Source organism: Pseudomonas sp. TH06, from assembly GCF_016651305.1.
Lineage (GTDB): Bacteria > Pseudomonadota > Gammaproteobacteria > Pseudomonadales > Pseudomonadaceae > Aquipseudomonas.
Genome location: NZ_JAEKEC010000001.1, coordinates 3,218,227 through 3,238,247, shown reverse-complemented (window position 1 = coordinate 3,238,247; position 20,021 = coordinate 3,218,227). Strand labels below are relative to the sequence as shown.

The following is a 20,021-nucleotide window of genomic DNA, read 5'->3' as shown; positions in this document are numbered from 1 at the left end:
AAGAGTGAGCCTGCTCGCGATAGCGGTGGATCAGCCAACATCGTCGGTGACTGACACTGCGCAATCGCGAGCAGGCTCACTCCTACAGGGGTTTTCGGTGCTCCGAAAATGAAACTTCTGTCATGAAACTTACCAACCTGCGACCGAATGTCGCGGATTTAGCGGGCTGTAGCACTGTTGCGTTTTACGCAAGAATACGTTGCACGAATCAAGCGTTTACTTAGCAAGCTAACAAATCATATAAAAGAGTCCTGCACACGCCTTGCTGCAGATAACTTGAGATTTGGAGCTAGCAGATGACTGTAAAAGTAACTGAACGCGACGATTCACACATGTCCCACGAAGGCGTAGCCGCCGGTATCCGCATCTGGGATGTGCATCAACAAGACTTGCTGGTCGGCATGTTCCACAACGAGATCGATGCCCACAACTACAAGGCCGAACTCGAAGTGCAAGAGCAACAACGGGACTTACAATCCGCCTGATTCAACCACAGCATTGAAAACGAAAAACCCCGCCATCAGCGGGGTTTTTCGTTGTTACAGCTTTATCGATTTACCACATCAGATCGTCAGGGATCTGATAGGCCGCGTACGGATCGTCCTCGCTGCTGACCTCTTCGGTCTGCACATTGAGCTGCACGATACGCTGTGGATCGCGCTCCTGGATCTTCAGCGCCGCTTCACGCGGGATCACTTCGTAGCCGCCAGCATGATGCACGATCGCCAGTGAACCGCTGCTGAGCTTGTTGCGCATCAGCGTGTTGACCGAGATGCGCTTGACCTTCTTGTCATCGACGAAGTTGTAGTAGTCCTCGGTGGTCAGCTTCGGCAGACGCGAGACCTCGATCAACTGCTTGACCTGCGCAGCACGCGCCTTGGCTTCAGCCTTTTCTTTCTGCTGACGATTCAGCTCCTGGTCGCGCTTGACCTTCTCGGCCATGGCTTCCTGGGCAGCGCGCTGCTGCGAGTCATCCAGTTCGATCTGGCCTTTGTGGGCCAGACGCTGCTGCTTCTGCTTGTCCTTGCTGACCTGCTTGGCCTGCTTTTGGTTGACCAGGCCTGCTTTGAGCAACTGATCGCGAAGGGAAATACTCATGTGCTTACTCACTTGGGCAGTTGCTCAGCCGCAGCTAGGCAAATTCTTTTCCTGACGTTTGGCTTCACCCCACAGGGCGTCCAACTCTTCGAGGGTGCAATCTTCTATGGGACGGTGGGTGTCGCGCAATGCCTGTTCGATAAAACGGAAACGTCTTTCAAATTTGCCATTGGCGCCACGTAGTGCAGTTTCCGGATCGACCTTCAGATGCCGGGCCAGATTGACCACGGAAAACAGCAGATCGCCGATCTCTTCCGACACCGCTTCGGGATCGTTTTCGGACATGGCTTCGAGCACTTCATCGAGCTCTTCGCGGACCTTGTCGAACACCGGCAAGGCGTCCGGCCAGTCGAAACCGACCTGCCCGGCGCGCTTCTGCAACTTGGCTGAACGGGACAATGCCGGCAGCGTTGCCGGCACATCATCGAGCAGCGACAGTTGCTCGGGCGCGGCGGATTTCTCGGCGCGTTCTTCGGCCTTGATCTCTTCCCAACGCTGCTTGACCTGCTCCTCATTCAATCGCGGCACATCGAGCGGCGCATACAGATCACCGGTCGGGAACACGTGCGGGTGACGACGAATCAGCTTGCGGGTGATGCTGTCGATCACCCCGGCGAATTCAAAACGCCCTTCTTCCCGAGCCAACTGACTGTAATAGACGACCTGGAACAACAGGTCACCAAGCTCGCCCTGCAAATGATCGAAATCGCCGCGCTCGATGGCGTCGGCCACTTCGTAGGCTTCTTCGAGGGTGTGCGGGACGATGGTCGCGTAGGTTTGCTTGATATCCCACGGGCAACCGTACTGCGGATCGCGCAGCCGGCTCATCAGGTGGAGCAGGTCTTCAAGGCTGTACATCACTTATCTCTCACCAAAACCATTGTGGGAGCGAGCCTGCTCGCGAAAGCGGTGTGTCTGCAACAAAGTTGTCGACTGACACGCCCTTTTCGCGAGCAGGCTCGCTCCCACAGGAAACCTACATTACGGCGTGCGGTTACGCCGCGTTTCGATGATGTTCGGCAACTGCGAAATCCGCCCCAGCAACCGTCCCAGCGCATCCAGACCCGGGATCTCGATGGTCAGAGACATCAACGCGGTGTTGTCTTCCTTGTTCGAGCGGGTGTTGACCGCCAGAACGTTGATGCGCTCGTTGAGCAGCACCTGCGAGACGTCACGCAGCAGACCGGAACGGTCGTAGGCGCGGATGACAATGTCCACCGGATAGGTGAGCACCGGCACCGGGCCCCAACTGACCTGAATGATCCGCTCCGGCTCGCGCCCGCCCAGTTGCAGCACCGAGGCGCAGTCCTGACGGTGAATGCTCACGCCACGCCCTTGGGTGATGTAGCCGACAATCGCATCGCCCGGCAGCGGCTGGCAGCAGCCCGCCATCTGCGTCATCAGGTTGCCGACGCCCTGGATCTGAATGTCGCCGCGCTTGCCCGGCTTGTAACCGGTGGCCTTGCGTGGGATCAGTTCCAGTTGTTCGTTGCCGCGTTCCGGCTCGACCAGTTGCTGCGCGAGATTGACCAGTTGCGCCAGACGCAAGTCGCCGGCACCGAGGGCGGCAAACATGTCTTCGGCAGTTTTCATGTTGGCCTTGTCGGCCAGCTTGTCGAAATCCACCGCAGGCAGACCAAGACGCGTCAGTTCGCGCTCGATCAGGGTTTTACCGGCCGCAACGTTCTGGTCGCGCGCCTGCAATTTGAACCAGTGAACGATCTTCGCCCGCGCCCGCGAGGTGGTGACGTAACCCAGGTTCGAGTTCAGCCAGTCACGACTCGGCGTGCCGTGTTTGCTGGTGATGATCTCGACCTGCTCACCGGTCTGCAGGCTGTAGTTGAGCGGCACGATGCGCCCGTTGATCTTCGCGCCACGGCAGTTGTGGCCGATCTCGGTGTGCACGCGGTAGGCGAAGTCCAGCGGCGTCGCGCCTTTCGGCAAGTCGATGGCGTGACCGTCGGGGGTGAAGATGTACACCCGATCCGGCTCGATATCGACCCGCAGCTGTTCGGCCAGACCGCCGATATCGCCCAGCTCTTCGTGCCATTCGAGCACCTGACGCAGCCAGGAGATTTTCTCTTCGTAATGGTTCGAACCCGATTTGACGTCAGTGCCCTTGTAGCGCCAGTGCGCGCAGACGCCGAGCTCGGCTTCTTCGTGCATGGAGTGGGTGCGTATCTGCACTTCCAGCACTTTGCCTTCCGGGCCGATCACTGCGGTGTGCAGCGAGCGGTAGCCGTTCTCTTTCGGGTTGGCGATGTAGTCGTCGAATTCTTTCGGGATGTGCCGCCACAGCGTGTGGACGATGCCGAGCGCGGTGTAGCAGTCGCGCATTTCCGGCACCAGCACGCGAACGGCGCGAACGTCGTAGATCTGGCTGAACTCCAGACCCTTGCGCTGCATTTTGCGCCAGATTGAATAGATGTGTTTGGCCCGGCCGCTGATGTCGGCGTCGACGCCGGTGGCCTGCAATTCGTCCTTGAGCTGGGTCATCACGTCGGCGATGAAACGCTCGCGATCCAGCCGCCGCTCATGGAGCAACTTGGCGATCTGTTTGTATTGATCCGGTTCCAGATAACGGAAGGACAAGTCCTCCAGTTCCCATTTGATATGACCGATACCGAGCCGGTGCGCGAGCGGCGCGTAGATGTCGAAGACTTCGCGGGCGACGCGGTTGCGCTTTTCGTCGTCAGCGGTTTTAACCGCACGGATCGCACAGGTACGCTCAGCGAGTTTGATCAGCGCAACGCGCACGTCGTCGACCATTGCCACAAGCATCTTGCGCAGGTTTTCCACCTGCCCTTGCGTGCCCATGACCATCGACTGACGCGGGCTGAGGCTGTCACTGATAGCCGCCATGCGCTGTACGCCGTCGATCAGCTTGGCCACCACCGGACCGAAGCGCTGACCGACGGCCGCGAGTGCAATCTGGCCTTCGCGTACGCCGCGATACAGGACCGCGGCGACCAGCGAATCCTGATCAAGCTTGAGGTCGGCGAGGATCTCGGCGATCTCGAGTCCCGTGCTGAAACTGCCGGAGCCTTCGGCCCACAGATTCTTCTTGGCATTGGACTGTTGTTCGGCCTCGCGAGCGAACTCGCAGGCTTCTTTCAAGGCTTCGCGATCCAGTGCCAGATCGACACTGACCGCGTGATCGAGCCAAGCCTCGAGATTGATACTGCCGTCATTGTTGATCGGCTGGTGTGCTCTCACCTGTACCATGTTGCTTTACCTTCCCTACGACGCAGATTCAATGCGTCAAATCGCTGAGCTTCGTTGCCCGTTTGCGCTCGCGGGGCTAAAGCGAGCGCGACACGGACAGCTCAGACGGATTCAGACGAGCCATCCTGGCTCGCTTCAAATAACGCCATGGCCTCGACATGTGCCGTCTGAGGAAACATATCGAGAATCCCGGCACGTTTTAACCGGTAGCCCTGCTTGATCAATTCGACCGTATCGCGCGCCAGAGTTGCAGGGTTGCACGACACGTACACCAGCCGTTTGGCACCCAGGGTCGCAAGCTTGCGCACCACCTCGAAAGCACCGTCACGCGGTGGGTCCAAGAGTACCGCAGAAAAGCCGTTTCCGATCCACTGAGCATCGGTCAAAGGCTGGGATAAATCGGCTTGAAAAAACTTTGTGTTATGCAAATTGTTACTAGCAGCGTTGGCAGCGGCGCGATCGACCATGGTCTGCACGCCCTCCACCGCGACCACTTCGCGCACGTTTTGCGCCAGCGGTAACGCGAAGTTGCCCAAGCCGCAGAACAGATCGAGCACACGTTCGTCGCGGGTCGGCAGCAGCCAGTCCAGCGCTTGCGCCACCATTGCTTCGTTGACCCCGGCGTTGACCTGGATAAAGTCGCCTGGCCGCCAGGCCAGATCCAGATTCCACTGCTCCAGGCGATAACCCAACGACTGGCTCGCATCCACCGGTTGCGGTTCACCTTCGCCATGCAGCCACAGTTGCGCTTCATGAAATTGGCAGAAGTCCTTGAGAATCGTCAGATCCGCTTCGGACAACGGCGCCATGTGCCGCAACAGCACCGCCAAAGACGAACCGCTGAACAATTCCACATGGCCCAGCGCCTGCGGTTTGCTCAAGCGACGGAGCATCTCCGGCAAACGGGTCATGATCGGTTGCAAGGGCTGTACCAGCACCGGGCATTCGCTGATGGCGACGATGTCCTGACTGCCGGCAGCGCGGAAACCGACCTCGAGCTTTTTCGCCTTCATGTCCCAACGCACGGCGATCCGGGCACGTCGGCGGTAACCGAACTCGGGGCAGGTCAACGGTGCTGCCCACTCTTGTGGTTCGACACCGGCCACCTTGGATAATTGCTCGGCGAGCATGCGCTGTTTCAGGGCAAGCTGTTCGCCGTGGGGCAAATGCTGAACACTGCAACCGCCGCAGCGACCCGCGTGCGGACACGGCGTCGGGCGGCGCAATTCACTGGCCTTGAACACGCGTTCGGTGCGCGCCTCGACCACTTTGCCGTGGGCACCGAGTACCCGGGCTTCGACCTCTTCACCGGCAAGGGCGCCGAGAACGAACCAGGTTTTGCCTTCGAAAAACGCGATACCGCGACCGTCATTGGCAAGGCGCTCGATGCTCAAGCGCTGCTTTTTGCCGGTCGGGATTTGCGGAGCCTTGCTACCGCCGGTGGGCTGGAAGCGCAGGCCTCTCTCATGCTTGGCCATCAGTTGGGCGCGTCGAAAATGCCGGTCGACAGATAACGGTCGCCACGGTCGCAGATGATCGCGACGATCACCGCGTTTTCAACTTCTTTGGACAGGCGCAGCATCGCTGCCACCGCACCGCCCGAGGACACGCCGCAGAAGATGCCTTCTTCGCGGGCCAGACGACGGGTGACGTCCTCGGCCTCGCTTTGCGCCATGTCGACGATGCGGTCAACGCGATCGGCCTGATAGATCTTCGGCAGGTATTCCTGCGGCCAGCGACGGATGCCGGGAATGGCCGAGCCTTCCATCGGCTGCAAACCGACGATCTGCACGCTGTCGCTCTGCTCTTTCAAGTAGCGCGACACGCCCATGATGGTGCCGGTGGTGCCCATCGAACTGACGAAGTGAGTGATGGTGCCCTGGGTCTGACGCCAGATTTCCGGGCCGGTGGTGGTGTAGTGCGCTTCGGGGTTATCGCCATTGGCGAACTGATCGAGCACCTTGCCCCGACCTTCGGCTTCCATGCGCTGCGCAAGATCGCGCGCGCCTTCCATGCCTTCTTCCTGACTGACCAGAATCAGCTCGGCACCGTACGCGGTCATCGCCGCTTTACGCTCGGCGCTGGAGTTGTCCGGCATGATCAGGATCATCTTGTAACCCTTGATCGCGGCGGCCATGGCCAGGGCGATCCCGGTGTTGCCCGAGGTCGCTTCGATCAGCGTATCGCCCGCGTGGATCTGCCCGCGCAGTTCGGCACGGGTGATCATCGACAGCGCCGGACGATCCTTGACCGAACCCGCCGGGTTATTCCCTTCGAGCTTGAGCAATAGGGTGTTGCTGGTGTCACCGGGCAGGCGCTGCAAACGCACCAGCGGAGTGTTGCCGACGCAATCGGCGATGGTTGGGTACTGCAGGGTCATGGCGTATTCGCAATCCAGACGTGCGGGGGCGCCTATCATACCGGCAAACCCGCGCAGGCCATATCACGCAAAGTGCGGTGCTTATGGTTTATGGGAATAAGCAGCCGTTAGTCGCTATTTTCTGTGTGCGCCGTATCCAGGGCATAAAACTCATGCAACTTGGCCTGCAGCAATTGCTTATCCGGCAGACAGGTTTGATATTCCGCTATCAATGCGGGCGAAAGACTGCGATTGAGGGCGTATTCGACGACCTCATCTTCCTTGCTTGCACACAGCAAGACACCAATGGCCGGGCTTTCGTGAGGCTTGCGGACATTGCGATCCAGCGCCTCCAGATAGAAATCCAGCTTGCCGAGGTATTCCGGCTCAAAACGGCCGACCTTGAGTTCAATGGCTACAAGGCAGTTGAGCCCTCGGTGAAAGAACAGAAGATCCAGAGAAAAATCCCGACCGCCGACCTGCAATGGATATTCGGAACCGACAAAGCAGAAGTCGCGACCAAGTTCGATCAGGAATTCCTTGAGGCGGGATAGCAGGCCTTGGTGCAAATTGGTTTCGGAATGAGCAGAGGGCAGATCGAGGAACTCGACCATGTAGGTATCACGGAAAATCTCGAGTGCTGCGAGATGGGCTTGTTTCAGTGCCGCGGAAGCTTTCGCCGGGTTGGTGACGCTTCTTTCGAACAGCGCCGTTTTGAATTGGCGCTCCAACTCTCTTGTAGACCACTTCTCCTGAATGGCCATCCGCAGATAAAACTCGCGCTCTTCAGAGAGCTTACTCTGAGTAAAAATGAGTAAATTATGAGTCCAAGGCAATTGTGTCAGCAGTGCTGACACTTTCTGATCGCCCCGATAAATCTCATAAAACTGGCGCATCCGAAACAAATTGCGCCGAGTGAACCCTCGCAACCCCGGTTGTCTCAGAGCCAGATGATCGGCCAATTGCCCCACCACCGAATCCCCCCACTCCGCCTGCTCAATCTTGCGACTGATGTGCGCGCCTACCTGCCAATAAAGCTCAATCAGCTGCGTATTGACCGCCTGCATTGCCTTATTTCTGGAACTATGAATCAGTGCGAGCACTTCGTTGAAGCGTTCGCCATCCGGGCTGCCAGTAAGGCTGGATACAGTCATGCGCAATTCCTTGAGGATCAGGTGAGGCACGAGCCTAAACCGTTCAGAACGCTAAACATGACCGCTGATGCAGCTTGGGAAATGTCGTACAAAAGAAAGCGTGCGCTCCTGCATACTCGCAGGATTGGCCTCCACCAACGGACTACATCGCGAGCAAGCTCGCTCTTACAGGGTGCCGCAGTTCCTACACAGGTTGAGATTGAACGAGGGCTTGGGAAACGACGCTGGAATCTGTAGGAGTGAGCCTGCTCGCGATCGGTCCTGTCGGTGCAACGCCATCATCCGCCACCAACCGCATATTCAGTCGCAACCCCGAACCGCTGTTCTGCGCCCAAAGACGCCCACCCTGGCGCTGCACCGCATTCCGCGCAATGCTCAAACCCAAGCCAAACCCGCCATCGCCCGGCCGCGAACCGTCGAGCCGGGTAAACGGCGAAAAGATCCGTTCAAGATCTGCTTCGGCCACGCCGCCGCCCTGATCCTCCAGCCACAGGTGCCAGTACTCGCCATCTCGCCTGCCATCCAGACGCACAATCCCGCCCTCGGGCGAATGCCGAATAGCGTTACGCAAAATATTCTCCAGCGCCTGCGCCAAGGTATTCAGATTACCGCGCACCCAGCACGACGCCTCCACCGAACACTGTAATTGCAGGCTCGGCCAGCCGCTTTCATAACAGGCGTTGTCGGTGAGCATCTCCCACAAGGCCTGGATCTGAATCGCCTCGTCGGACAGTGGCGAACGGTCGGTATCGAGCCAGGCCAGTTGCAAGGTGTCTTCGACCAGCCGTTGCATGCCGTCGACTTCGCGGCCGATGCGTTCGCGCAATTGCAGTAGGTCTTGCTCGCTTTCGCTGGCCACGCGCAGTCGGCTCAATGGCGTGCGCAGTTCATGGGACAGGTCGCGGAGCAATTGCTGTTGCACGGCGACGGTGGTTTGCAGGCGTTCGGACATCGAGTCGAACGCCCGGGCCAGCTCGCCGAGTTCGTCCGGTCGCTGGGTAATGCCGCTCGACAGCCGTACATTCAATTGATCGGCGCGCCAGGCATTGGCCTGCTCACGCAGGTTGTTCAGCGGTACCACCAGCAAGCGGTACAGTCCGATGCACAACAATAAAGTGAACAGCCCGGGAATCACGCCGTTGGTGATCACCCGCCAGAACACCCGATATTTGCCAGGCAAAAAGCGCTCGGGCAATTCGATCACCAGACTGCCGGCGGACGGTTCCCTGGGAAACGGGATGCGCAGCCACGGCCGGCCCTGTTTGTGAATCGGCCAGTCGAGCCCGCGCAAGAACGTCAGGTGCTGGATTTCCTGTTCGTTCAGCGGATCGTTGCTCAGTGACTGCAAGTTGCCGCCGATGACGCCGACCCAACTCGCTTCGCGCAATTCCATGCTTTGCAGCCAGTCATCGACGCCGTTGCGCCCGCCTCGCTGCCACGCCTGCTCAGCCTGCGCGGCATAACGGGCGAGCGTGCCGCGCGCCTCGTCGGAGAGGAACTGATTGCGTTCCTCCATGTACCGGCCCCACGACCAACTGAGCCAGATCATCAACAGACAGAACGCGACCAGCAGAAAGGCCAGTTTCCAGAACAGCGAGTGCCGCCCCGGCAGCTCAGACATTTTCATCAGCGGCACTCAACACATAACCCTTGCCCCACACCGTGCGCACTTCCCGCTCGGTGTAGCCGATGGCTTTGAGTTTGCGGCGGATCTGGCTGATGTGCATGTCGAGACTGCGGTCGTGCGCGGCATAACCACGCTGCAGGACATGCTGATAAAGGAAGGCCTTGCTCAACACCTCCTCATCATTGCGGTTGAGGGTCTCCAGCAAACGGAATTCGCTGCGGGTCAGGCCGGCCGCTTGCTCGCGGAAGAACACATCGCACTGGTCGTCGTCGAAATGCAGCCCGCCGGGCGCCGCCGGCTCAGCGAGAGTAACCGGGCGACGGTCAAGGGCCACCCGGCGCAGGATGGCTTCGATGCGCACATGCAACTCGGCCATGCTGAACGGTTTGGGCAGGTAGTCGTCGGCGCCGAGGCGAAAACCACTGATGCGATCGGCCTCGGCACCGAGAGCCGACATCAGCAACACCGGCGTCGAGTGGCTCTGGCGCAGTTGAGTCAGCAGATTCAGGCCATCCAGCCCGGGCAACAGAATGTCCATCAACACCACGTCGAACACCTGGCGCCTGGCGATGTTCAAGCCTTCCTGACCGTTCTGACACCAGGTCACCTGAAAGCCGCTGCGGCCCAGATGTTCGTGAACATAGGCCCCCAGAACCGGATCGTCCTCGATGGAAAGTATGCGTGGCTGGCCAACGGAAACAGGAGTCATGAGTATCTGCAAGTAATTCTCAGTTGAGCGTGATTATTCAAGATTGCCGGGCAGCGGGCAACTCAAGGTTGCGCCGTCGGACGAACGCGCCTGCGTTCGCAGACAGAAGACGACAGCATTTTTCCGGAGATTGCCCGCGAGCAAATCGCTACACTGCGCCAATGTCGCGTGCCGGATGCACGCATGAGTCAACGGATCAGCGGGATGCAGGAGATAGGCGTGCTCAAGAAACTGGGAATCAAAGGTCGCGTGTTGTTGCTGACCTTGTTGCCGACCAGCCTGATGGCGCTGGTATTGGGTGGTTATTTCACCTGGACGCAGCAGTCCGACCTGCAGAACCAATTGATGCAGCGCGGCGAAATGATCGCCGAGCAGCTCGCACCGCTGGTGGCGCCCGCGATGGGACATGGCAACAGCGAATTGCTTGAGCGCATCGCCACTCAGTCCCTCGAACAACCCGATGTGCGCGCCGTGACCTTCCTCGCGCCGGACCGCTCGCCGCTGGCCCACGCCGGCCCGACCATGCTCAATCAGGCCCCGAGCGGTGACAGCGCACAATTGCAACGGCGCAGCGGCAATGACGCGACCCGTTACCTGATGCCGGTCTTCGGCAAGCACCGCAACCTCGCCGGCGAGCTGATCCCCGCAGAGTCCGACCGTCTGCTCGGCTGGGTCGAACTGGAGCTGTCACACAACGGCATGCTGCTGCGCGGTTATCGCAGCCTGTTCGCCAGCCTGTTGCTGATTGCCGCGGGCCTTGCCGGTGCCGCGCTGCTCGCCCTGCGCATGGGCCGCACCATCAACCGCCCGCTGAGCCAGATCAAACAAGCCGTCGCGCAACTCAAGGACGGCCACCTGGAAACCCGCCTGCCACCGCTCGGCAGTCAGGAACTCGATGAATTGGCGTCGGGCATCAATCGCATGGCCGGCACCTTGCAGAACGCTCGCGAAGAACTGCAACACAGCGTCGATCAGGCCACCGAAGACGTCCGCCAGAACCTGGAAACCATCGAGATCCAGAACATCGAACTGGATCTGGCCCGTAAAGAAGCGCTGGAAGCCAGCCGGATCAAATCCGAATTCCTTGCCAACATGAGTCACGAGATCCGCACGCCGCTCAACGGCATTCTCGGCTTCACCCATCTGTTGCAAAAAAGCGAGCTGACCCCGCGCCAGCTCGACTATCTGGGCACCATCGAAAAGTCCGCCGACAGCCTGCTCGGGATCATCAACGAGATCCTCGACTTCTCGAAAATCGAGGCGGGCAAACTGGTGCTCGACCACATACCGTTCAACCTGCGCGATCTGTTGCAGGACACCCTGACCATTCTCGCCCCCGCCGCACACGCCAAGCAGTTGGAGCTGGTCAGTCTGGTCTATCGCGACACGCCGCTGTCGCTGGTCGGTGATCCGTTACGCCTGAAGCAAATCCTCACCAACCTGGTCAGCAACGCGATCAAGTTCACCCGCGAAGGCACCATCGTCGCCCGGGCGATGCTTGAAGAAGAGCACGAAGACAGCGTGCAACTGCGCATCAGCATTCAGGACACCGGCATCGGCCTGTCGAATCAGGACGTGCGCGCGTTGTTCCAGGCGTTCAGTCAGGCCGACAACTCGTTGTCGCGCCAGCCGGGCGGCACCGGGCTGGGCCTGGTGATTTCCAAGCGCCTGATCGAACAGATGGGCGGCGAGATCGGCGTCGACAGCACGCCGGGCGAAGGCTCGGAATTCTGGATCAGCCTGAGCCTGCCGAAAACCCGGGACGACGCCGAAGACCTGCCCTCGGCGCCGCTGCTCGGGCGCCGCGTGGCGGTGCTGGAAAACCACGAACTGGCGCGGCAGGCCTTGCAGCATCAGCTGGAAGATTGCGGCCTCATCGTCACGCCGTTCAACACTCTGGAAAGCCTGACCAATGGCGTCACCGGCGCGCATCAGACTGATCAGGCAATCGATCTGGCGGTGATCGGCATCACCAGCAACGACATCTTGCCGGAGCGTTTGAACCAGCACATCTGGGACCTCGAACACCTGGGCTGCAAAGTGCTGGTGCTGTGCCCGACCACCGAGCAGACCCTGTTTCATCTGTCGGTGCCCAACCCGCACAGCCAGTTGCAAGCCAAACCGGCCTGCACGCGCAAATTGCGCCGCGCCCTGTCGGATCTGGCCAACCCGCGCCAGCCACGCAACGAGCCGAACGAGCCATTGTCGAGTCGTGCGCCGAAGGTGCTGTGTGTCGACGACAACCCGGCCAACCTGTTGCTGGTGCAGACGTTACTCGAAGACATGGGCGCCAAGGTGCTCGCGGTGGAGAGCGGTTACGCAGCGGTCAAAGCGGTGCAGACCGAATCCTTCGATCTGGTGTTGATGGATGTCCAGATGCCGGGCATGGATGGCCGTCAGAGCACCGAAACCATTCGCCAGTGGGAGAGCGAACGGCATTGCACACCGCTGCCGATCGTCGCGCTCACCGCGCATGCCATGGCCAACGAAAAACGCGCCTTGCTGCAAAGCGGCATGGACGACTACCTGACCAAACCGATCAGCGAGCGGCAACTGGCGCAAGTGGTACTGAAATGGACCGGCCTGGCCTTGCGTAATCAGGTGCCGGAGCGCGTCAGCGAGAATGCCGCGGGCAACCACGAATTGCCGGTGCTCGATCACGAAGAAGGCTTGCGTCTGGCCGCCGGCAAGGCGGATCTGGCGGCGGACATGCTGGCGATGCTGCTGGCCTCGCTCGAAGCCGACCGTGAAGCGATTCGTACGGCACGCGACAGCCACGACCAGAATGCCCTGATTGAACGGGTGCATCGCCTGCACGGCGCCACACGTTATTGCGGCGTCCCGCAGTTGCGCGCGGCCTGTCAGCGCAGTGAAACCCTGCTCAAACAAGAAGACCCGAAAGCGTCGACGGCGCTGGATGAGCTGGAACGGGCGATCAACCGCCTCGCCACGCAAGCGAAGATCAGCGCCTGACCCAGCGCAATACCGGTCAACGCCGACACCGATAAAGTTGACTTGGGTGATGCAGCACAAGTCGATGCTCCAGGAGGATTTCATGCGCACGATCGTTTTCAGCAGCCAGACCTACGACCGCGACAGTTTCCTCGGTGCCGATTGCCCGGCGGGTATCGAACTGCATTTTCAACCGGCGCGGCTGAGTCTCGATACCGCGGCCCTGGCCGAGCAGCACGAAGTGGTCTGCGCCTTTATCAATGACGACCTCAGCGCCGCGGTGCTGGAGCGTCTGGCCGCCGGCGGCACACGCTTGATCGCCCTGCGCTCGGCCGGTTACAACCATGTCGATCTGGCCGCCGCGAAACGCCTGGGCCTTGGCGTCGTGCGCGTTCCGGCCTACTCGCCGCATGCGGTGGCCGAGCATGCCGTGGCCCTGATCCTCGCCCTCAACCGGCGCTTGCACCGCGCCTACAACCGCACCCGTGAAGGTGATTTCAGTCTGCATGGCCTGACCGGGTTCGACCTGGTCGGCAAGACTGTCGGCATCGTCGGCACCGGGCAGATCGGTGCCACGTTCGCGAAAATCATGCACGGTTTCGGTTGTGAATTGCTCGCCTACGACCCGTACCCGAATCCGCAGGTGCTGGCCTTGGGCGCACGTTACCTGAGCCTGCCGGAGCTGCTCGCGCAGTCGCGAATCATCAGCCTGCACTGCCCGCTCAACGAACAGAGCAAACACCTGATCAACCGCGATTCACTGGCGCACATGCAGGCAGGGGCGATGCTCATCAACACCGGTCGCGGCGGTCTGGTGGACACCCCGGCGCTGATCGATGCCTTGAAAGACGGGCAACTGGGTTATCTGGGTCTGGATGTGTATGAGGAAGAGGCGCAGCTGTTTTTCGAGGACCGTTCCGACCTGCCGTTGCAGGACGACGTGCTGGCGCGCTTGCTGACCTTTCCGAATGTGATCATCACCGCGCATCAGGCGTTTCTGACGCGCGAGGCGCTGGGCGCAATTGCCGCGACGACCCTGGACAATATCGCGACCTGGGCTGCGGGATCGCCGCAGAACCAGGTCGAGGGTTAAGCGCTTTACCGCTTACTTCAGCGTCGACGCCAGAATCAGCAGCGCCAGCCAGCCGAAACCGAACAGGCGCTGTTTCGCCGAGTGACCGCTGCGCAGCAGAAACCAGACGAACACCATCGGCAACAGAAACACCATGATTTTCAACCAGCCTTCCACCGGGCGGCTGCCATCCTCATTGATATGCGTCACGGCTGCTTGCGCGGCCTGTTGCTGACGCCGACGCCCCGCCGCCGCGGGCACGACTTTCGGTAAAGGCTCCGGACTTTCTGGCGCGATCACAGCCTCGGCCACAGCCCTGTTGCGCGGCAGGCTGCCGAAAGAAATCGTCGAAGGCTGAGCCGGTGCTCCTGCGCTCTGCGCGTGGGCCTCCTGCTGCGCCATTGGAGCCCCGCAATGAATGCACGCCGACGCCTCTGAGCTGATGCTCCGCTTACATTCATAACATTCGATCAGCGCCATGTTCCGTTCCTTCAGATTCGAGGGCGGCAGTTTGCCATGGGCCAAGGTTGATTTGAACCTGATCGAAGGTCGCAAGCGCACGTCATTCTGCAACGTGGCCCGTGCTAGCATGTCGCGCATATTTGGAGGACCCATGGTCGAACACGATTTCCGCTACAACCTGATGAACCCGCAACACACCCTCACCGAATGCCGCGCCCTCGTACCGGGCCGCTATCAGGTCACCGGCAACGGTGGCTCGATCCGCATCGGTGACGCCCTGTTGGTCACCCTCAAAGGCAGCAAGGACTTGTCCATGCGCCTGACCGTCGAAACCGTCCGCCACCTGATCAATCCGCCCGGCCAATGGACCGCGATGACCACAGGCCCGGTGTTCGGCGAACTGGCGATCCACACCTGGCAGGTCAACTGCGACAGCTGCGCCAAAGAGCTGAGCTTCGAGTTCGCGGTAGATGCCAAACTGGGCAAAGCCGCAGAAAAACCGGCCGCCACGGCGCGCATTGCCGAGTTGGGCTGGAAAGCCGTTGGCGAGAAACATCTGTGCCCGAAATGCCAGGAGCCTGCGTGATGAAACGCCTTGCCCTGACCGCTCTGGTTGGTGTTGGCCTGGCGGGCTGTTCCGCGGAGCCTGTGCAATTGCAACAGAACCGCAGCTACATTCTGGAGTGGATCGGCGAACGGCCATTGATGGATTACAGCCATCTGACCGTGACCCTCGGCGATGATGGCCGCGCCTACGGCAACGGCGGCTGCAACCATTGGTTTGCGCCGTACACGCTGGAGGGCGAAAAGCTGACTTTCGGCAAGATCGGCAAAACCCGCAAGCTGTGCGCACCGGCACTGATGGAGCAGGAACAACGCTTCCTCCAGGCGCTGGAGCATGTCGAGCGCTGGGACATTTCGCCGATCGAGCAGATGCGCTTCTGGCCGGCGGAAGGCAAGCCGTTGCGGTGGTGGCTGGAAGAGGGTTAAGTCCTCTTCAATGCGCTGAGGTGTATTTGTGGCGAGGGGATTTATCCCCGTTGGGTCGCGAAGCGGCCCCCGCTGAGTGTCAGGCAAACGGCAAGCTCAGGTTTCAGGGCTGCTACGCAGCCCAACGGGGATAAATCCCCTCGCCACATCAAGCTCCTTCACCACAAAAAACTCGGCGGGCTCACTTGTTCGCCTGCAACGCCTCAAGCTTGGCCATCACCCCCGCCGCCGTCTGCTCGCCCATCAACTGTTCACGCACTTTGCCCTTGTTGTCGATGATGTACGTCACCGGCAAGGCCTCACTGCGCGGCAGATCGAACAACTCCGCCGGATCCTGCGCCAGCACGGTGAACTTGATGCCGAGTTTTTCGCTGGCGTCTTTCAGCTCTACACCTTGCACGTTGTCGAAGTTGACCCCGAATACACCGACATTCCTGCTTTTAAGTTCATCCGCCAAATGGTTGAGCTCAGGGATTTCCGTGCGGCACGGGCCACACCATTCGGCCCAGTAGTTGAGCACCACCCATTGTTTGTCGAGGCGCTCGGACGCCACTTTCTGACCGTTCTGGTCGATACCATAGTCATTGCCGCAGCCCCCCAGCATCAACGCCCCGATTATCGTCAATGCCGCTGCCAATCGCCGTGTCATGTCCTGTTCCTTGTGAAAATTTGAATACGCCTGCGACCCATCGCCTCCCGAGGTTCTGGATTGCGCGTTGCACAGTTAGAATAGCCGCCACTCTACGCCAGAAGCGACCTGCCATGACCGATCTGACGCTTTATCACAATCCGCGCTGCTCGAAATCCCGCGGTGCGCTGGAACTGCTTGAGGCCCGCGGCCTGACACCAAACGTCGTGCGCTACCTCGAAACCCCGCTGGACGCGGTGCAAATCAAGGCCCTGCTCGGCAAACTCGGGATCAGCGCACGGCAGTTGCTGCGTACCGGGGAAGATGAATACAAAATGCTTCAGCTCGCCGACACCAGCCTCAGCGAAACCCAACTGATTGCCGCCATCGCCGAGCATCCGAAACTGATGGAACGACCGATTCTCGAAGTCGGCGACAAAGCCGTCATCGGCCGTCCACCGGAGCAGATCCTGGAGTTGCTGCCGTGAGCGCGCCATACATTCTGGTTCTGTATTACAGCCGCAGCGGCTCGACCAACGAGATGGCCCGGCAGATCGCCCGCGGCGTCGAGCAGGCTGGCCTTGAAGCGCGTCTGCGCACTGTGCCGGCGATCTCCACCGAGTGCGAAGCCGTCGCCCCGGACATCCCGGACGAAGGCGCGCTCTACGCGACACTCGATGACCTGAAGAACTGCTCCGGCCTGGCCCTCGGCAGTCCGACCCGATTCGGCAACATGGCTGCACCGCTGAAATACTTCCTCGATGGCACCAGCAACCTCTGGCTGACCGGCGCCCTCGTCGGCAAACCGGCCGGCGTGTTCACCTCCACCGCCAGCCTGCATGGCGGCCAGGAAACCACGCTGCTGTCGATGATGCTGCCGTTGTTGCACCACGGCATGCTGATCACCGGCCTGCCGTACAGCGAATCGGCGCTGCTGGAAACCCAGGGCGGCGGCACACCTTATGGCGCCAGCCATCACGCCGGCGCTGACGGCAAAAGTGGGCTTGATCAGCACGAAATCGCACTGTGCCGGGCGCTGGGCCTGCGCCTGGCCAAGACTGCGCAGAAACTGGAGGGCTGACGGTGGCGAAGAAGCCGAAAGTCCTGCCCTCCGTCGAGTGGCTGGAGCCGCGTGTCAAAGCGATGCGGATCATCAGCCTGCTGTGCTTCTTCGGCCTCGCCGGGTTGCTCACCGCCTACTATCTGGTATTCGCCGACCTGCATGGCGCCCGACCGTGGGTGATTCTGCTGGTCGAGCTGATCCCGTGGCTGGTCCTCGCCCCGGCAATGATCATGGGCAGCGCCCGTGGGCATTCGTGGATGTGCTTTGTGGTGAATCTGTATTTCATCAAAGGTGCACTGGCGGCGTATGACCCGAACCGGCAGTTGTTTGGTGTGCTGGAGATGGTCGTGAGCCTGGCGGTGTTTTGCTCGGCGCTGTTGTATGTGCGGTGGCGGTATCAGTTGAATCGCAAACTGGCTGGCGAAGGCGAGATCAGCGTCGCCTGACACTCCGCCATCGCGAGCAGGCTCACTCCTACAAGGGATAGGTGTTCACACCCCCCTGTAGGAGTGAGCCTGCTCGCGATTGGGCCGACTCGGTCTCAATGATTGACGGTGTACGCGAGCATCATCGAAATCTGGCTCATCGCCCGCCCGCCGCTCTGTTCATGCCACTGGTTGAACGCGTCCTGCACAATGGCCAGATCGCGCAGACTGGTCGGCACCTTGTCGACGATCTTCTGCGCATTCAGCGCGGCAACCACGTCGTAGCTCGGCACAAAGGTATCCTTGCCGACCATGCGCAAAAACCGTGGGGCCGACAGCCCACCCAGTTGATGACCGTGCTTTTTCAAGTAGGTCCACAGACCGACAATGTCGGTTACCGGCCAGTCGGCGATCAGCGCGCCGAAACTGCCTTTGTCCTTCTCGACATCGAGAATGAACTGCGCATTGCGCGGCACACTCTTGAGCTTGCCCAGGTGACGGATGATCCGCGCGTCCTGCATCAATCGCTCAAGGTGTTCGGCACTCATCAGCACGACTTTTTCCGGGTCGAACTTGAAGAACACTTCTTCGAAGGCCGGCCACTTGGCATCCACCAGACTGTGCTTGAGCCCGGCGCGGAAGACCCGCAGGGCCATGGTCGAGAGGTAACGATCGTCGCTGATCTTGCGCAGTTGCGTGGGTGTCTTGGGAACGGGCAGATGGGCTTCCAGTTCAGCCGCTGAACCGAAGCGGTTCAGACAGTATTCATGCAGCCACTTGTAATCGCGCATGCCCTCTCCTATCGAATGAAGCAAAAAACCAATGTGGGAGCAGGCTCTGTGGCGAGAGGATTTATCCCCGATGGGTCGCGAAGCGGCCCCCTTCTACAGCTAAAAAGAGGGGGACTGCTGCGCACTCCATCGGGGCGGTGCGACGTTTCGCTAAATCCCCTCACCACAGGGCTCACTCCTACAGTTTTGATTAGAGGTTGACGACGTTAACGAAGCGCGAAGCCGCCGTCTCGTCGATCTTCAGGCTGGTGAAGTCGAACAGGTTGCGGTCGGCCAGTTGCGACGGCACCACATTCTGCAGACTGCGGAAAATACTTTCGGTGCGGCCCGGGGTCTTGCGGTCCCAGTCCTGGAGCATTTCCTTGACCACCTGACGCTGCAGGTTTTCCTGCGAACCGCAGAGGTTGCACGGAATGATCGGGAATTCCTTGAGGTCCGAGTAGGCCTGGATGTCTTTCTCGTTGCAGTACGCCAGCGGACGAATCACCACGTTGCGGCCGTCATCGGCGCGCAACTTGGGCGGCATCGCCTTAAGGGTGCCGTTGAAGAACATGTTGAGGAAGAACGTTTCGACGATGTCATCACGGTGATGACCAAGGGCCATTTTGGTCGCACCAATTTCGTCGGCGAAGGTGTACAGCGTGCCGCGACGCAGGCGCGAGCACAGCGAGCAGGTGGTCTTGCCTTCCGGGATCAGCTCTTTAACCACCGAATAGGTGTCTTTTTCGACGATGTGGTACTCGATGCCCAGCTCTTTCAGGTAGGCCGGCAGGACGTGCTCGGGGAACCCCGGCTGCTTCTGGTCCATGTTCACCGCGACGATCTCGAACTTGATCGGTGCAACCTTCTGCAGGTGCATCAGCACGTCGAGCATGGTGTAGCTGTCCTTGCCCCCGGACAGGCAGACCATGACCTTGTCGCCGTCTTCGATCATGTTGAAGTCGGCGACCGCTTCGCCGGCCAGGCGGCGCAGGCGCTTTTGCAGTTTGTTCTGATTGACCGTAAGAGTGCCCATGACGCGAAATCCGTGAGGTGTGACGAAAGGCCGGCATTTTACGCAAAAAAACCGGCGGGGGCGAAGGGCCGTGGGTCTGTCCCTTCAAGTCATTTTCACTCAAACCTTGTGGTGAGGGGATTTATCCCCGATGGGTTGCGCAGCAGCCCCAAAACCTGAGAAATCTGTTTGCCTGACACTGCGCGGTGAATGCATTACGACTGCTGCGCAGCCGGTCGGGGATAAATCCCCTCACCACAGTTTTTTTCAGTTGCCAAAGTGTGGCGTTCCAAGACCCTGCGGCGATTAAGCCCCCCGTTTACAGCGCGATTTGCTCTAAGCCCCTAGTCCCTGTGCGGTTAAGTCCTTTCTATACTGCGACATAAGGTCGCACACATCTGAAGACCTGAATTTGCTCGGCCTCATTGGCCCGTAGGCGCTCCGCTGGGGGGCGATGGCAATAACAAGAGGA

The 20,021-nt window shown here is 60.0% G+C and carries 20 protein-coding genes; 8 read left to right on the top strand and 12 right to left on the bottom strand.

Features of this window, described 5'->3' with window-relative positions; genetic code table 11:
• Window positions 1–296 precede the first annotated feature (296 nt).
• Window positions 297–485, top strand: a complete 189-nt coding sequence (locus JFT86_RS14560) for a hypothetical protein (protein ID WP_201237196.1) — start codon at window positions 297–299, stop codon at window positions 483–485.
• A gap of 70 nt (window positions 486–555) precedes the next feature.
• Here the strand turns inward: JFT86_RS14560 and JFT86_RS14555 are convergent, their stop codons facing one another.
• The 8 genes from JFT86_RS14555 to JFT86_RS14520 form a co-directional block, all read right to left on the bottom strand.
• Window positions 556–1,098 carry a DUF2058 domain-containing protein gene (locus JFT86_RS14555; protein WP_038367495.1) on the bottom strand — a complete coding sequence of 181 codons (543 nt, stop codon included), beginning with the start codon at window positions 1,096–1,098 and terminating at the stop codon, window positions 556–558.
• A 24-nt stretch (window positions 1,099–1,122) separates the two neighbouring features.
• Window positions 1,123–1,956: a nucleoside triphosphate pyrophosphohydrolase gene (gene mazG, locus JFT86_RS14550; RefSeq protein WP_201237195.1), complete on the bottom strand. Its 834-nt coding sequence runs from the start codon at window positions 1,954–1,956 to the stop codon at window positions 1,123–1,125.
• A 123-nt stretch (window positions 1,957–2,079) separates the two neighbouring features.
• Window positions 2,080–4,323 (bottom strand): GTP diphosphokinase, encoded by a 2,244-nt coding sequence (gene relA / locus JFT86_RS14545; RefSeq protein ID WP_201237194.1) that lies wholly within the window; start codon window positions 4,321–4,323, stop codon window positions 2,080–2,082.
• Window positions 4,324–4,424: 101 nt separating this feature from the next.
• Window positions 4,425–5,801 (bottom strand): 23S rRNA (uracil(1939)-C(5))-methyltransferase RlmD, encoded by a 1,377-nt coding sequence (gene rlmD, locus JFT86_RS14540; RefSeq protein ID WP_201237193.1) that lies wholly within the window; start codon window positions 5,799–5,801, stop codon window positions 4,425–4,427.
• Complete coding sequence (gene cysM, locus JFT86_RS14535; protein ID WP_201238605.1) at window positions 5,801–6,703, bottom strand: cysteine synthase CysM; 903 nt, start codon at window positions 6,701–6,703, stop codon at window positions 5,801–5,803. Before cysM ends, rlmD begins: the two co-directional genes overlap by 1 nt.
• Before the next feature lie 107 nt (window positions 6,704–6,810).
• Window positions 6,811–7,836, bottom strand: coding sequence for a PDDEXK nuclease domain-containing protein (locus JFT86_RS14530; RefSeq protein WP_201237192.1), 1,026 nt, complete (start codon window positions 7,834–7,836; stop codon window positions 6,811–6,813).
• Window positions 7,837–8,020: 184 nt separating this feature from the next.
• On the bottom strand, window positions 8,021–9,463 hold the full coding sequence (locus JFT86_RS14525; RefSeq protein WP_201237191.1) for a sensor histidine kinase: 1,443 nt from the start codon (window positions 9,461–9,463) through the stop codon (window positions 8,021–8,023).
• Entirely contained in the window at window positions 9,450–10,172 is a 723-nt protein-coding gene (locus tag JFT86_RS14520) for a response regulator transcription factor (RefSeq protein ID WP_201237190.1), read from the bottom strand. Before JFT86_RS14520 ends, JFT86_RS14525 begins: the two co-directional genes overlap by 14 nt.
• A 219-nt stretch (window positions 10,173–10,391) precedes the next feature.
• Between JFT86_RS14520 and JFT86_RS14515 the strand changes: the two genes are divergently transcribed.
• Both JFT86_RS14515 and JFT86_RS14510 read left to right on the top strand, forming a co-directional pair.
• The gene (locus JFT86_RS14515; RefSeq protein WP_201238604.1) at window positions 10,392–13,145 is read left to right on the top strand and encodes a response regulator; all 2,754 of its coding nucleotides are present in this window, start codon (window positions 10,392–10,394) and stop codon (window positions 13,143–13,145) included.
• An 82-nt stretch (window positions 13,146–13,227) separates the two neighbouring features.
• Window positions 13,228–14,217, top strand: a complete 990-nt coding sequence (locus JFT86_RS14510; RefSeq protein ID WP_201237189.1) for a 2-hydroxyacid dehydrogenase — start codon at window positions 13,228–13,230, stop codon at window positions 14,215–14,217.
• A 12-nt stretch (window positions 14,218–14,229) separates the two neighbouring features.
• Here JFT86_RS14510 and JFT86_RS14505 read toward each other — a convergent pair whose 3' ends face one another.
• Window positions 14,230–14,676, bottom strand: a complete 447-nt coding sequence (locus tag JFT86_RS14505; RefSeq protein ID WP_201237188.1) for a hypothetical protein — start codon at window positions 14,674–14,676, stop codon at window positions 14,230–14,232.
• 133 nt (window positions 14,677–14,809) lie between these two features.
• Here JFT86_RS14505 and JFT86_RS14500 point away from each other — a divergent pair, with 133 nt between their 5' ends.
• Together JFT86_RS14500 and JFT86_RS14495 are read left to right on the top strand one after the other, a co-directional pair.
• Window positions 14,810–15,244, top strand: coding sequence for a hypothetical protein (locus JFT86_RS14500; protein ID WP_103306877.1), 435 nt, complete (start codon window positions 14,810–14,812; stop codon window positions 15,242–15,244).
• The gene (locus JFT86_RS14495; RefSeq protein WP_201237187.1) at window positions 15,244–15,648 is read left to right on the top strand and encodes an META domain-containing protein; all 405 of its coding nucleotides are present in this window, start codon (window positions 15,244–15,246) and stop codon (window positions 15,646–15,648) included. Before JFT86_RS14500 ends, JFT86_RS14495 begins: the two co-directional genes overlap by 1 nt.
• 181 nt (window positions 15,649–15,829) lie before the next feature.
• Here JFT86_RS14495 and JFT86_RS14490 read toward each other — a convergent pair whose 3' ends face one another.
• Window positions 15,830–16,297: a TlpA disulfide reductase family protein gene (locus JFT86_RS14490; protein ID WP_201237186.1), complete on the bottom strand. Its 468-nt coding sequence runs from the start codon at window positions 16,295–16,297 to the stop codon at window positions 15,830–15,832.
• Between the two features lie 113 nt (window positions 16,298–16,410).
• Here JFT86_RS14490 and arsC point away from each other — a divergent pair, with 113 nt between their 5' ends.
• From arsC to JFT86_RS14475, 3 genes are read left to right on the top strand one after another with little or no spacing between them, the layout of a single operon-like run.
• Window positions 16,411–16,764 (top strand): arsenate reductase (glutaredoxin), encoded by a 354-nt coding sequence (gene arsC / locus JFT86_RS14485; RefSeq protein WP_201237185.1) that lies wholly within the window; start codon window positions 16,411–16,413, stop codon window positions 16,762–16,764.
• On the top strand, window positions 16,761–17,357 hold the full coding sequence (gene wrbA / locus JFT86_RS14480) for an NAD(P)H:quinone oxidoreductase (protein ID WP_201237184.1): 597 nt from the start codon (window positions 16,761–16,763) through the stop codon (window positions 17,355–17,357). The genes arsC and wrbA overlap by 4 nt, the downstream gene beginning before the upstream one ends.
• A gap of 2 nt (window positions 17,358–17,359) precedes the next feature.
• Window positions 17,360–17,785, top strand: a complete 426-nt coding sequence (locus JFT86_RS14475; protein WP_201237183.1) for a DUF2069 domain-containing protein — start codon at window positions 17,360–17,362, stop codon at window positions 17,783–17,785.
• A gap of 95 nt (window positions 17,786–17,880) precedes the next feature.
• On the opposite strand, the gene JFT86_RS14470 is transcribed toward JFT86_RS14475, so the two are convergent.
• Together JFT86_RS14470 and ttcA are read right to left on the bottom strand one after the other, a co-directional pair.
• Window positions 17,881–18,555 carry a DNA-3-methyladenine glycosylase I gene (locus JFT86_RS14470; protein ID WP_201237182.1) on the bottom strand — a complete coding sequence of 225 codons (675 nt, stop codon included), beginning with the start codon at window positions 18,553–18,555 and terminating at the stop codon, window positions 17,881–17,883.
• Window positions 18,556–18,745: 190 nt separating this feature from the next.
• Complete coding sequence (gene ttcA / locus JFT86_RS14465) at window positions 18,746–19,570, bottom strand: tRNA 2-thiocytidine(32) synthetase TtcA (RefSeq protein ID WP_103306883.1); 825 nt, start codon at window positions 19,568–19,570, stop codon at window positions 18,746–18,748.
• Between the last annotated feature and the right edge of the window lie 451 nt (window positions 19,571–20,021).

Coding starts and splice junctions, on each gene's coding strand:
- JFT86_RS14560 (WP_201237196.1), top strand. CDS start 297: ATGACTGTAAAAGTAACTGAACGCGACGATTCACACATGTCCCACGAA.
- JFT86_RS14500 (WP_103306877.1), top strand. CDS start 14,810: ATGGTCGAACACGATTTCCGCTACAACCTGATGAACCCGCAACACACC.
- JFT86_RS14505 (WP_201237188.1), bottom strand. CDS start 14,676: ATGGCGCTGATCGAATGTTATGAATGTAAGCGGAGCATCAGCTCAGAG.
- JFT86_RS14470 (WP_201237182.1), bottom strand. CDS start 18,555: ATGCGCGATTACAAGTGGCTGCATGAATACTGTCTGAACCGCTTCGGT.
- ttcA (WP_103306883.1), bottom strand. CDS start 19,570: ATGGGCACTCTTACGGTCAATCAGAACAAACTGCAAAAGCGCCTGCGC.
- JFT86_RS14530 (WP_201237192.1), bottom strand. CDS start 7,836: ATGACTGTATCCAGCCTTACTGGCAGCCCGGATGGCGAACGCTTCAAC.
- JFT86_RS14490 (WP_201237186.1), bottom strand. CDS start 16,297: ATGACACGGCGATTGGCAGCGGCATTGACGATAATCGGGGCGTTGATG.
- relA (WP_201237194.1), bottom strand. CDS start 4,323: ATGGTACAGGTGAGAGCACACCAGCCGATCAACAATGACGGCAGTATC.
- JFT86_RS14510 (WP_201237189.1), top strand. CDS start 13,228: ATGCGCACGATCGTTTTCAGCAGCCAGACCTACGACCGCGACAGTTTC.
- JFT86_RS14520 (WP_201237190.1), bottom strand. CDS start 10,172: ATGACTCCTGTTTCCGTTGGCCAGCCACGCATACTTTCCATCGAGGAC.
- JFT86_RS14495 (WP_201237187.1), top strand. CDS start 15,244: ATGAAACGCCTTGCCCTGACCGCTCTGGTTGGTGTTGGCCTGGCGGGC.
- JFT86_RS14555 (WP_038367495.1), bottom strand. CDS start 1,098: ATGAGTATTTCCCTTCGCGATCAGTTGCTCAAAGCAGGCCTGGTCAAC.
- mazG (WP_201237195.1), bottom strand. CDS start 1,956: ATGTACAGCCTTGAAGACCTGCTCCACCTGATGAGCCGGCTGCGCGAT.
- cysM (WP_201238605.1), bottom strand. CDS start 6,703: ATGACCCTGCAGTACCCAACCATCGCCGATTGCGTCGGCAACACTCCG.
- rlmD (WP_201237193.1), bottom strand. CDS start 5,801: ATGGCCAAGCATGAGAGAGGCCTGCGCTTCCAGCCCACCGGCGGTAGC.
- arsC (WP_201237185.1), top strand. CDS start 16,411: ATGACCGATCTGACGCTTTATCACAATCCGCGCTGCTCGAAATCCCGC.
- JFT86_RS14525 (WP_201237191.1), bottom strand. CDS start 9,463: ATGAAAATGTCTGAGCTGCCGGGGCGGCACTCGCTGTTCTGGAAACTG.